At 64.8% G+C, this 12065-nt stretch carries 13 protein-coding genes; 3 read left to right on the forward strand and 10 right to left on the reverse strand.

Features of this window, described 5'->3' with window-relative positions; translation table 11 throughout:
• Positions 1-420, reverse strand: coding sequence for a TcpQ domain-containing protein (locus WBN46_RS05565; RefSeq protein ID WP_337730892.1), 420 nt, complete (start codon positions 418-420; stop codon positions 1-3).
• A gap of 558 nt (positions 421-978) precedes the next feature.
• Here WBN46_RS05565 and WBN46_RS05570 point away from each other — a divergent pair.
• The 3 genes from WBN46_RS05570 to WBN46_RS05580 all read left to right on the forward strand — a co-directional run bounded on the left by WBN46_RS05570 (position 979) and on the right by WBN46_RS05580 (position 3862).
• A complete protein-coding gene (locus WBN46_RS05570) occupies positions 979-1683 on the forward strand; it encodes a hypothetical protein (RefSeq protein ID WP_337730631.1) in 705 nt (234 codons plus the stop codon).
• A gap of 80 nt (positions 1684-1763) precedes the next feature.
• On the forward strand, positions 1764-3416 hold the full coding sequence (locus WBN46_RS05575; RefSeq protein WP_337730893.1) for a type IV secretory system conjugative DNA transfer family protein: 1653 nt from the start codon (positions 1764-1766) through the stop codon (positions 3414-3416).
• A gap of 71 nt (positions 3417-3487) precedes the next feature.
• Entirely contained in the window at positions 3488-3862 is a 375-nt protein-coding gene (locus WBN46_RS05580; protein ID WP_192200171.1) for a zf-TFIIB domain-containing protein, read from the forward strand.
• A 15-nt stretch (positions 3863-3877) separates the two neighbouring features.
• Here the strand turns inward: WBN46_RS05580 and WBN46_RS05585 are convergent, their stop codons facing one another.
• The 9 genes from WBN46_RS05585 to rpe form a co-directional block, all read right to left on the reverse strand.
• Positions 3878-4594 carry a haloacid dehalogenase-like hydrolase gene (locus WBN46_RS05585; protein ID WP_337730632.1) on the reverse strand — a complete coding sequence of 239 codons (717 nt, stop codon included), beginning with the start codon at positions 4592-4594 and terminating at the stop codon, positions 3878-3880.
• Positions 4591-5385, reverse strand: a complete 795-nt coding sequence (gene trpC, locus WBN46_RS05590; protein ID WP_337730633.1) for an indole-3-glycerol phosphate synthase TrpC — start codon at positions 5383-5385, stop codon at positions 4591-4593. Before trpC ends, WBN46_RS05585 begins: the two co-directional genes overlap by 4 nt.
• A gap of 159 nt (positions 5386-5544) precedes the next feature.
• Positions 5545-5895, reverse strand: a complete 351-nt coding sequence (locus WBN46_RS05595; RefSeq protein ID WP_337730634.1) for an antibiotic biosynthesis monooxygenase — start codon at positions 5893-5895, stop codon at positions 5545-5547.
• A gap of 1 nt (position 5896) precedes the next feature.
• Entirely contained in the window at positions 5897-6943 is a 1047-nt protein-coding gene (gene trpD, locus WBN46_RS05600; protein WP_337730635.1) for an anthranilate phosphoribosyltransferase, read from the reverse strand.
• 65 nt (positions 6944-7008) lie between these two features.
• Positions 7009-7587: an aminodeoxychorismate/anthranilate synthase component II gene (locus WBN46_RS05605; RefSeq protein ID WP_337730636.1), complete on the reverse strand. Its 579-nt coding sequence runs from the start codon at positions 7585-7587 to the stop codon at positions 7009-7011.
• A gap of 3 nt (positions 7588-7590) precedes the next feature.
• Entirely contained in the window at positions 7591-8358 is a 768-nt protein-coding gene (locus tag WBN46_RS05610; protein WP_337730637.1) for an SIMPL domain-containing protein, read from the reverse strand.
• 91 nt (positions 8359-8449) lie between these two features.
• Positions 8450-9937, reverse strand: a complete 1488-nt coding sequence (gene trpE, locus WBN46_RS05615) for an anthranilate synthase component I (protein ID WP_337730638.1) — start codon at positions 9935-9937, stop codon at positions 8450-8452.
• Between the two features lie 145 nt (positions 9938-10082).
• The gene (yegS, locus tag WBN46_RS05620; RefSeq protein WP_337730639.1) at positions 10083-11021 is read right to left on the reverse strand and encodes a lipid kinase YegS; all 939 of its coding nucleotides are present in this window, start codon (positions 11019-11021) and stop codon (positions 10083-10085) included.
• Between the two features lie 364 nt (positions 11022-11385).
• Positions 11386-12060 (reverse strand): ribulose-phosphate 3-epimerase, encoded by a 675-nt coding sequence (gene rpe / locus WBN46_RS05625; protein ID WP_337730640.1) that lies wholly within the window; start codon positions 12058-12060, stop codon positions 11386-11388.
• Positions 12061-12065 lie beyond the last annotated feature (5 nt).

Consider the following 12065-nt stretch of genomic DNA (forward strand, 5'->3'; position numbering starts at 1 on the left):
CTACTCGCCCATCGCCGCGGCGGGCGCGGAATCGGTGTCAGCGTGCGAGGCCTGGCTGACGATGATCCGCGGGCGCTCGACCACCACCTGGACGCCCTGCGACGCGTAGGCTGCCGATAACTGGGCCGCCGCATCCTCGAGACTGCCCGTGCTGATCTGCGCCACCGGCGCATGCAGGGTGTAGTCGTTCGGATGCAAGTACGCCAGCGACAGGCGTGCATCCTTCGCCCAGCGACCGAGCATGTTCTTCAATGTGCCGTCGACAGGCGACGCCTGGTAAACGTAACCCTGCTGCAGCGGAATGGCTTGCGGCGCCTCTGCGAACCGATTGACGGGCCTCCACCGGCCACCGACATCCGCCGCCCTGGGCGCGGCGCATCCGGCCACCGCCAGCGGCACCATCACCATCAACGACAACATCACACCGCGAATAACGACGTTCCGGCTCACGCATCCACCATCCTGCAATCGTCGGCAACACACACCCGATGCGCGCTCCCAAGGGAGTGCGTCACGGCACTGATGATTGTTTCCGGGTGGCAAAGCGCGCCACAACGCGCCCGGGGCCGCAGATATTCCGCGGTCGCCGCCGTGCACGGAACATGCGCCCGTGCATTACCCCCTGTAATGGCATCCATGCTTTCCCGCTCCTTTGGTCTTCATGCAAGCGTTAATACGCGTTGCACATCAGATCCGGTACTGCATCACGACAGTCGAGCCGAACATATCCACGCGATTTTGTGTCGTCAACCCACATTGGAAGTAAATCTGTTTACAGCATTCGCCAAGTGCCGCCTGTCGAAATGCAGAAACCCCATAAAACAAGCTGTTTATTGCAGGAAAATGAAGCAGGACAGATTTCTTAAATCATGAATGTGAAGATCAAGGTTAAAGACGAAACCACGTCACATACTCACGTGAAATGGTTCTTCACCGCGATGAACGAATGCGACTTTCACATTTACAACCGCGCCCTGCGTGGACATCTACCGAATGAAGGGAAGCACCAGCACCCCGCTTGAAACACGGGTGCGTATCGCGTCATTCTTGCGCAGCGCGATACACGACGCGGATGCAGGGAGCGATATGGAACCGTCGAAGATGGAAGAGTTCGTTGCCAACTCGGCACTGCTGGCCGCGCACCTCACGCAACAATGCGAAAAGGCCGCCGCCGCGCAGCAAGCCTCCGCGCAGGAGCTGCAGGGTTCCGCCATCGTCGTGAGGAAGACCATCGAGGAAGGCAAACGCGAGATGTCGGAGCAGGCGCGCATCGCGGTCCGCGACGCCTTGGCGCAGGAGATTCCACGCGCCACGCAGGATATCGGCGACACCGCCACCCGCCTGAAACAGGTCGCCGACCATCTCCAGCGTGAGCAGATGGCATTGTCACAGCGCGCGCGATTCCTGGGATGGAAGTCGTTGGGCGTCCTGTCGACTGGCTGCCTTCTTCTGGTAGCCGGCACCGGCTATGCGGCCTGGCACAACCTCGAGCGGGCCAAGCGCGCACATGTGGATGCCGAGGTCCTTGAAGCGCTGCAGCAGGTAACCATCACGTCGTGCAGCGGCACGCCCTGCCTGAAGCTTCAGGAAGGGCTGCCACGCTGGGGGAAGAACGATCAGTACGTACTGATCGACACTGCGGCACGCCGCGATGACGGTAACCGTACTGGCGCCGGCCACTGAGGCTCACCGCGAACACATGTGATTGCGTCCGACTGTTCTGACGCGCTTCAAAAGGGGGATGTTTGGGCAACGTTCGCGTTCTGACCGCACTGGTCCTGGCGTTACTGGCCACCACGGCGGCGATCTATCTTTCCGGCTACCTGGCGCTGCTGTTCCTCGGCATGGACGGTGACCTGCTCCGCTTCGGCACCTATTTCGACTATCTGAAGCATCTCGAACACCCGCGCGTGCAGCCTTATGCATGGCGGATCAAGGCAGCGGGCGGCATCGCCGGTGGATTGATGCTGCTGGCATGGGCAGCGCTGGTGGTGATGCTGTTCAAGCTGCGCAGCCATCGCAACCTGCATGGCCGCGCACGCTTCGCCGGCATGGTCGACGTGGCGAGAAAAGGATTCCTGGGGAGCCGGGATGATGGCATCGTCGTCGGCCAGTTGAACGGCAAGCTGCTGAGGCTTCCGGGACAGCAGTTCGTGATCCTCGCGGCCCCCACGCGTTCGGGCAAGGGTGTCGGCGTGGTGATCCCCAACCTGCTGGACTACCGCGAATCGGCAGTGGTGCTGGACATCAAGCAGGAGAACTTCGACCTCACTTCTGGCTGGCGAAAGTCGATTGGTCATGAGGTGTATCTGTTCAATCCGTTCGCGGAGGACAGGCGCACGCATCGCTGGAATCCGATGACCTACGTCTCGCCGGATCCCGCGTTCCGGGTGTCGGACCTGCAGAGCATCGCGGCGATGCTCTATCCCGATGCCGATGACAAGGACAAGTTCTGGGTCAGCCAGGCGCGCAACGCATTCCTTGCCTTCTCGTTGTACCTGTTCGAGCGATACGAGCAGGATCGCAGCGCGGAGAAGCCGACGCTGGGCGCGGTGCTGCGCGTCGCGTCGGGGGACGGCGGCGAACTCAAGCCCTACCTGCAGAAACTAGTGCAGGCGCCCTTCCTCAGCAGTCACGCCCAGACCGCGTTTGCAGGCCTGCTCTCGCAAGCCGACGTCACCTTCGCGTCCATCATCGGCTCGTTCCGCGAGCCACTGAATCCGTGGCTGAACCCGGTGCTCGATGCCGCCACCAGCGCCGATGATTTCCGTCTCGACGACGTGCGCAGGCGCCGGATGACGATCTATGTCGGCATCCAGCCCAACAAGCTGGCGGAGAGCCGGCTCATCGTGAACCTGTTCTTCAGCCAGCTGATCAACGTCAACACGAAGGTCCTGCCACAGAACGATGCATCGCTCAAGCACCAGTGCCTGCTGCTGATGGATGAGTTCACGGCGATCGGGCGGGTCGACATCATCGCCAAGGCCGTCGCGTACATGGCGGGTTACAACCTGCGCCTGCTGCCGATCATCCAGTCGATGGCGCAGCTGGATGCCGTCTACGGCAAAGAGGTCTCACGCACCATCATCACCAATCACGCGCTGCAGATCATCTATGCACCGCGCGAACAGCAGGACGCAAACGACTACTCGGAGATGCTCGGCTACACCACCATCCGGCGGCGCGCCCGCACGCGCTCGCATGGCCAGGGGCGCAACGTATCCGACAACGAAGTGCTGGAGAAACGTGCGCTGATGCTGCCGCAGGAGCTCAAGGCGATGGGACCGGAGAAGGAGATCGTGCTCTACGAAGGCCTTGCCCACCCGATCCTGTGCCGCAAGGTCCGCTACTACCAGGACGGCTATTTCACCAGGCGGCTGATGCCGAAGGTCGATGTCGAGCCTCTACGGCTCTAGGGCTTGCCATCGCTGGCAACGGCGGGCGTCCGCGGTAGAATCCGGCGACCCGGCCCTCACGAGACCCCGCCATGCAATGCCCCAAATGCCAAGGCACGATGGAACTCATCGTCGAACCCGAAGCCAGTGCGCACCGCTGCACGCGCTGCAGGGGACTCTGGTTCGAAATGATGGCGCACGAGACGCTCAAGCACCGCGCCGAGGAGATCGACACGGGCGACCCCGTGCAGGGTGAGGAATGCAACAAGGTCGACCGCATCAAGTGCCCGGTCTGTATCGGCAACCGCGACCTGATCCGGATGGTGGATCCGCAGCAACCGCATATCTGGTTCGAGAGTTGCAAGAACTGCTACGGCCGCTTCTACGATGCGGGCGAATACCAGGATTTCGCCGAGATCGAGTTCGCCGACCTGATCAAGGACTGGAAGGCACCCGAACGGATCTGACCCGGCAAGTGCCGGTCAGGTCGCGCCGCCGCGGTCCTTGCAACCCCAGTTGAGGATGGGTGTCCCCGGCGGCAACACGCGGCGGAACATTTCCACGCGCGCAGGCTTCGGATTGACTACCACGGGTGCGCGCGCCGCCTTCAGCAAGGGCAGGTCGGCGCTGCTGTCCGAATACGCGACGGCAACTTCGCCATACCCGCGCTCGCGCAACATGCGCATCTTCTCTTCATTGTGGCAGTGGCGCGTGGCCACTACCGCTCCGAAGCGCGGACCGACGGCCGTGCCGATGACGGGCACGTCCTCGTGTGCGACGAAGCTCAGGATGGCGCGTGCCAGTTCGGGCGGCGCACCGGTGGCGACGACGACGCTGTCGCCGCTGGCGCGGTGTTCGCGGAACACCTCGAGCGCAATCGGCAACAGGCGCTGCTGGACCTCCTGCTGATGGGTGGCGACGTATTTGTCTATCAGTGCGTCGAAGCTGCGGCGACCATGCAGACCGAACGTGCCGATCCAGATGTAGCCGGAAATCCCGCGCCGCCGCGTGGGCAGGAACGCCACCATCGGGCCCAGCACCACCGTGGCGACCAATGCCACCAGCACGCGCAGCGGATTGCGCTGAATAAGCCACCTGACCAGGTGTCCGCCGGAGTCGCCGTCGTACAGCGTGTGATCGAAATCGAAAACGACGACCGGAGCGTCCGGACGTGGCGTCGGATAGGAAGTGTCGCTCATGCGGCGAAGAATAGCTGACGCAACGCTTCGCCCGGCTCCTCGGCGCGCATGAAGGTCTCGCCGACCAGGAACGCGTTGACGCCGGCAGCGCGCATGGTCGCCACATCGTCCGGCACCAGGATGCCGCTCTCGGTCACCAGCAGGCGGTCCCTGGGCACTGCGTCCTTCATCGCCAGCGTGGTCTCCAGCGACACGTCGAAGGTTCGCAGGTTGCGGTTGTTGATGCCGACCAGTGGCACCGGCACCTGCAAGGCACGCTCCAGTTCGTCGATGTCGTGCACTTCCACCAGCACGTCCATGCCCAGCTGCATCGCCAGCCCGGACAGCTCGACCAGTTGTGCATCGTCGAGCGCTGCGACGATCAGCAGGATGCAGTCCGCACCCAGTACGCGCGCTTCGTACACCTGGTAGGGGTCGACGGTGAAGTCCTTGCGCAGCACGGGCAGCGTGCACGCTTCCCGCGCCTGCTTCAGGTAGTCGTCGGCGCCCTGAAAGAAATCCACGTCCGTCAACACCGACAGGCAGGCCGCGCCGCCGAACTCGTAACTGACCGCAATGTCGGCCGGGCGGAAGTCCGGACGGATCACGCCCTTGGACGGGCTGGCCTTCTTCACCTCGGCGATCACCGCCGGATCGCCCTGCGCGATCATCGCGTTCAGCGCATCGGCGAAGCCGCGCGTCGGCGATGCATCGCCCGCGCCTGCGCGCAGGTCCGCCAGCGGCACGCGGGCGCTGCGCTCGGCGATCTCGTCCGCCTTGCGGGAGAGGATGGTGGTGAGGATGTCGCTCATGTAGATCCTGGTTCGGTTCCCGTGCCGGTGCAGGGCACCGCGCATTGTCGCATCCGCTCTTCTGTAGGGGGGGCTTCAGCCCCGACAGAACGCGATTCCAACGACGGTCGCACACGCCCGCGGAGCGTTTGCGAAGTCCGGTCGGGGCTAAAGCCCCTCCTACACGCCTTTCTTCCGATCCCACCCGTAAGCCCGCTCAACCTTGGCCACGCGCAGCTCGAAGTGGTCGTACCAGTCGCGCCGGCCCTGCTCGCGCGCCGCCGTATGCTCGGCGTGCTGCCGCCAGGCAAGGATGGCGGCTTCGCTTTCCCAGTAGGCCACCGTGATGCCGAAACCATCGGCTCCGCGCGTGGACTCCATGCCGAGGAAGCCTGGCTGCTGCTGCGCCAGCTCGACCATGCGCCCGGCCATGGCACCGTAGCCGGCATCATCCTGACCATTGCGCAGCGAAGAAAAGATCACCGCGTAATACGGCGGTTTGGGCAGGCTGGCGAATCCGCTGGCGGCCATCTCAAGCCTCCCTTGGCGGCAGGCACAGGGCCTGTGTGGTCGCGATGAACTGCTGCAGGCGCTCCAGTGCCTTGCCGCTGGCGATCGCATCGCGTGAACGGGCGATACCGTCCTCGATGCTCACCGCCACACCGGCCACGTACAGGGCCGCACCGGCATTCAGCACCACGATCTCGCGGGCGGGACCGGGCTTGTTGTCCAGCACGCCCAGCAGCATCGCCTTCGATTCCGCGGCGTCGGCCACGCGCAGGTTGCGGCTGGCGGCCATCGCGATGCCGAAGTCTTCCGGGTGCAGTTCGTATTCGCGCACTTCGCCGTCACGCAGCTCGCCAACCAGCGTGCCTGCGCCCAGCGAAAGTTCGTCCATACCGTCGCGACCCCAGACCACCAGCGCGCGTTCGGCCCCCAGTTCCTGCAGCACGCGCGCCTGGATGCCGACCAGGTCGGGATGGAACACCCCCATCAGGATGCTGGGTGCGCCGGCAGGATTGGTCAGCGGGCCGAGGATGTTGAAGATGGTGCGCACGCCCATTTCGCGGCGCACCGGCGCAACGACTTTCATCGCGGGATGATGGACAGGCGCGAACATGAAGCCGATGCCGGCCTGCGCGATGGACTGCGCCACCTGCTCCGGCTGCAGTTCAATGTTGACGCCCAGGGCTTCCAGTACGTCGGCACTGCCCGACTTCGACGACACGCTGCGGTTGCCGTGCTTGGCGATGCGCGCACCGGCCGCAGCCGCGACGAACATCGAGCAGGTTGAGATGTTGAAGGTGTGGGAACCGTCGCCGCCGGTACCGACGATGTCGACAAGATGAGTCCGGTCAGCGACATCCACGGTACGCGAGAACTCGCGCATCACGGTGGCCGCGCCGGCGATCTCGCCGACGGTTTCCTTCTTCACGCGCAGGCCGGTCAGGATGGCGGCCGTCATGGTCGGCGACACGTCGCCGCGCATGATCTGGCGCATCAGGTCGACCATCTCGTCGTGGAAGATCTCGCGGTGCTCGATCGTGCGTTGCAGGGCTTCTTGGGGGGTCAGTGGCATGTCGGCTCCGTAGGGTGGGCCCTGGCCCACCGGCATGGCGATGGCGGGCCGAGGCCCGCCCTACGTCATCGTTCCAGAAAGTTCTTCAGCAGGGCGTGGCCGTGCTCGGTCAGGATCGACTCGGGGTGGAACTGCACACCCTCCACGGGGTACTCGCGATGGCGCAGGCCCATGATCTCCTCCATGCTGCCGTCCTCGTTCTCGGTCCAGGCGGTGACTTCCAGCGCAGCGGGCAGGCTGGAGCGTTCCACCACCAGCGAGTGGTAGCGGGTGGCCTCGTAGGCATCCGGCAGGCCGGCGAACACGCCCTTGCCCTCGTGGCGGATGCGCGAGGTCTTGCCGTGCATGATGCGCCCGGCGCGGATGACGTTGCCGCCATAGGCCTGGCCGATGCTCTGGTGACCGAGGCAGACACCGAGGATGGGTGTGTTCGCACCCAGCCGCTCGATGATTTCCAGCGAGACCCCGGCTTCGTTCGGCGTGCAGGGGCCGGGCGAAATGACGATGCGCTCGGGCGCGAGCTTCGCGATCTCGTCGACCGTCATCGCATCGTTGCGCACCACCTTCACCTCGGCACCCAGCGATTGCAGGTACTGCACGAGGTTGTAGGTGAAGCTGTCGTAGTTGTCGATCATCAACAGCATGGGTCAGTCCGCCAGCAGGAACACGGTGTAGATCTTGTCGGTATAGGTGACGTAACCGGATTGCAACGAAGTGTCGACGCCGGCACGTTCGAGCCTGCTTCCGGTGACCTCGATGCGGTCCAGTCCACCACTCCTCCATTCATAGCGGACGGGCCACTCGCCCTCGCGGATGCCGTACTCGAACTGCGGCGCCACGTCCGACACGCTGTATACCGGACCGAGGCGTGCGCCATAGGCGCGCGCCATGTCGTCGGCCTTCGTTTTCGCCGACGCAATGGTCTTGTCCCGAAGCGCCCTGCGCAGTTCTGCTTCGCTGCTCAGCTCAGTGGTGACGTCGGAGATGCGCAGGCTCTGGGAGGTTTCCACAGTCGCCAGGAAACGCTCCAGGTCGGCCTGCCGCGAGAACCGGGCCGTCAGTGAGCGCGACACCTGCGTACCCACGAACACCTGCTCCTGGAGCTTCTGGTCGTAGTGGTGCCGGGGTCCGATCTGCAAGGACGTCGCCACGATCTCGTCCGAAGGAACATGGGCGTCCTTGAGTTTTGCCAGCGTGCTGGTCACGTGGTGCTCCACCGCGCGCCGGGCCGTATCGGGGTTGATGTCCGTTGCTTCGAACTGGATGGCGATCTTGAAGCGGTCCGGAATCGCGCGTGCCTGCGCATCGCCATAGACCAGGATGTGCCGGGTCGGCGGGAGCGCGTTGACCTGCGCCTGCACATGGCCCGATGCCAATGCGACGACAGCAAGCAGCACGCGATGGATGGCTTTCATGGATGGCCTGCCTTCATGGGTGGTAGGGGTATCGGGATGCGACGCTTCCTACAACGCGCTGAGGATGCGGATGGGGTTTCCGGCGTCACGGTCACAACCCCTTCGCCGCTTCCGCCACCGCGCGGAACAGCGCGCGACCCTTGTTCATCGTCTCGTCCCACTCCTTCTCTGGGTCGGAGTCGTAGACGATGCCCGCACCCGCCTGCACGTGCAGTCGGCCGTCCTTGATCACGGCGGTGCGGATGGCGATGGCCGTGTCGGCATCGCCATGCCAGCCGATGTAACCGATGCTGCCCGCGTAGACGTTGCGCTTGATCGGCTCCAGTTCGCGGATCACTTCCAGCGCGCGGATCTTGGGCGCGCCACTGACCGTGCCGGCCGGGAACGTCGCGCGCAGCACGTCGGCGTAGCTGAGGCCCGGCAACAACTTGCCGGTCACCTCGCTGACGATGTGCATGACGTGACTGTAGCGTTCGATGACGAACTGCTCGCCCACCTGCACCGTTCCGGCTTCCGACACACGACCGGTGTCGTTGCGGCCCAAGTCGATCAGCATCAGGTGCTCGGCACGCTCCTTCGGATCGGCCAGCAGTTCGGCTTCCAGCGCGAGGTCCTCGTCGTGCGTCTTCCCGCGCGGGCGCGTGCCGGCGATGGGGCGCACGGTGACTTCGCCCTGTTCCAGCCGCACCAGGATTTCCGGCGAGGAACCCACCACCTGCACGTCGCCGACATCGAGGAAGTACATGTACGGCGACGGATTCAGCGCGCGCAGGGCGCGGTAGACATCCACCGGGCGTGCGTTGAACGGCACGCTGAGGCGCTGGCTCAGCACCACCTGGAAGATGTCGCCGGCACGGATGTATTCCTTGGATTTCTCCACCGCGGCGATGAAGCCGTCATGGGTGAAGCCGGAAACGAAGTGGCTTTCATCCAGCACGTCGCGGGTGATCGGCGTGGGATACGAACCCGGCTGGCGCAGTTTGGCCACCAGCTCGTCGAGGCGCGCCTGCGCCTTGTCCCATGCACCGTCCTCGCGTGGATCGGCATGCACGATCAGGTACAGGCGGCCCTTGAGGTTGTCGAAGACGGCGACTTCTTCGGACTGCATCAGCAGGATGTCGGGCGTGTCGAGTTCGTCGGGCTTCCCGCCGTTCGCCAGGCGCGGTTCGATGTAACCGATGCACTCGAAACCGAACCAGCCGACCAGCCCCCCGGTGAAGCCCGGCAGGCCTTCCAGTCGCGGTACGGAATAGGCCGCTCGCAGCGCTTCGACTTCGGCAAAAGGATCTTGCACGTCACGCGTTTCGACCAGGCGGCCGTGGTCATGGATCTGCAGCGTATGGCCACGGAACGTTGCCACGCGCCGCACCGGCAGGCCGATGATGGAATAGCGGCCAAAACGTTCGCCGCCCTCCACCGACTCGAAGAGATAGGTGTGCGGCGCGTCAGCGAGTTTCAGGTAGACCGAAAGCGGCGTGTCCAGGTCGGACAGCACTTCCCGGACAACGGGAACACGATTGTAGGAGCCGGGGGTGTGGCCTTCAGCAGCAAACTGCTGGAACTGGTCGTGCGAGATCAAGCGGGCTTTCCTTCCGGGACGCGGTGGCGGTATGGGCGACGGCTACGGGCCACCATCGCCCGCCAGGGCGTGCGGAATCTTTGGAAAGCGGGAGCGCGGGATGGGACACCGCCCTACTTTACCCGACGCGCGGACCCGCGGGCCACTATGCGGGTGGTTGCATGCGCAACGGACACTCCGCCGGCAGGTGCATGCGGACCCGGCCGGGCACGCATTCGATCCGGAACCGTCGCGAAAGGACGGGCTCGCCATCGAGATTGAGGGTCAGCGGTTGGTCGGCCTCCAGTTCGACCCATGGCAGCCGTGCGCGGGTCGCGACGCGGTCCAGCGCGGCGTGCTTCCCGTCCTTCAGCAGGGCGCCGACGGTCGAGGCGACTTCCCCCGACAGCTCGGGGACGATGGTCAGGTCCAGTGCGCCGTCATCGATCAGCGCATCGGGGCAGAGCGCTTGCCCGCCGCCTGCCTGTCGCCCGTTGCCGACACCAAGGGCGATGAAGTCGCCGCGCCAGTCGAAGTCCGGACCGTGCACGCGTGCGCGCACCGGCTCGATGCGACCCAGCCTGGCGATGCCGGTGATCAGGTAGGCCAGGCCGCCGAGCATTTTCTTGAGGCCTTCGTCGGTCTCCACGGTGACCTCGGTGCCGAAACCACCGCTGGCGAGATTGGCGCACCAGTGGTCGCCGTCTTCCGCTTCGATGCGCAGCAGGTCCATGGAAACCGGCCTGGCACCCTGCACGAGACGCAAGGCTTCCAGGGGCGCATCGGGAATGCCGGCGGCGGTGGCGAAATCATTGGCCGTCCCCAGCGGCACCAGACCCAGCGAGGGCAGCACTCCAGCCGTTGCATCGCGACAGGCCAGCGCGGTGGACACTTCGCTCAGCGTGCCATCGCCGCCCGCAGCGATGACCGTGTCCACGCCATCGTCGATGGCCTCGCCGACGTAGCGTTCGGCATCGCCGTCCTCCCAGGTCACCCGTACGTCCAGTGCCACGCCGTCCTCGCGCAGGGCCTGCACGGCCTCGCGCAGGTCTTCGTCGCCGGCGGATTTTCCGTTGAGGATCAGGCGCCAGCGGGGTGGGAGCATGGGGGTTCCTTGTAGGTCGCGCGAGAATAGCCGCTCATCTGTAGGAGCGATGTGAGTCGCGACCGCACGTTGTAGCGGCCAGCGCACCTGTCGACCCAAGAGCCCTGGAACTGATGATCTGCGGTCGCGACTCACGTCGCTCTTACAACAGCCCAGCCATCGTCATCTGCCCGTCACAGATCATGCGTAGCGTGGAAGGCCATAGCAGGGACGACGGGCGGAGGCAGGATCAGCCTCCAATTCTTCCAGGGCGGTGGCGCAGGCCATCGCCCTTTCTTGTGTGGGTAGAGCGGAGCTTGCTCCGCCCGGCACACCACAGAGGGCCGCGGGATGAGCCGGGCAAGCCCGGCTCTACAGCACACGATCAGCCGCGTGCTTCGGCCACGGCCTGGCGCATGCGGGCAATGACATCGGCATAGTCCGGTGCATTGAAGATCGCCGAGCCGGCAACGAAGGCGTCCGCGCCGGCCGCCGCGATCTGGCCGATGTTGTCGGCCTTCACGCCACCGTCTATCTCCAAGCGGATGTCCTTGCCGGTCTTGTCGATCATGGCGCGCACCGCACGCAGCTTGTCCAGCGCCGACGGGATGAAAGCCTGGCCGCCGAAGCCCGGGTTCACCGACATCAGCAGCACCAGGTCCAGTTCCGGCAGCACCCAGTCCAGCACCTCGACCGGCGTCCCCGGATTGAGCACCAGGCCCGCCTTGCAGCCCAGCGACTTGATCAGCTGGATCGTGCGGTGCACGTGCTTCGAGGCTTCGGGGTGGAAGCTGATGATGCTGGCGCCGGCTTCGGCGAAGTCGGGCACGATGCGGTCCACCGGCTCCACCATCAGGTGCACGTCGATCGGCGCGGTGACGCCATGCTTGCGCAGCGCGCTGCACACCATCGGGCCGATGGTCAGGTTGGGCACGTAATGGTTGTCCATCACGTCGAAGTGCACCCAGTCGGCGCCGGCCTTCAGTACGTTGTCGACTTCCTCGCCCAGGCGGGCGAAGTTCGCGGACAGGATGGACGGGGCGATGATGCAGTTCGACATGGAGG

This window comes from Pseudoxanthomonas sp. CCNWLW251, from assembly GCF_037402255.1.
Taxonomy (GTDB): domain Bacteria; phylum Pseudomonadota; class Gammaproteobacteria; order Xanthomonadales; family Xanthomonadaceae; genus Pseudoxanthomonas_A.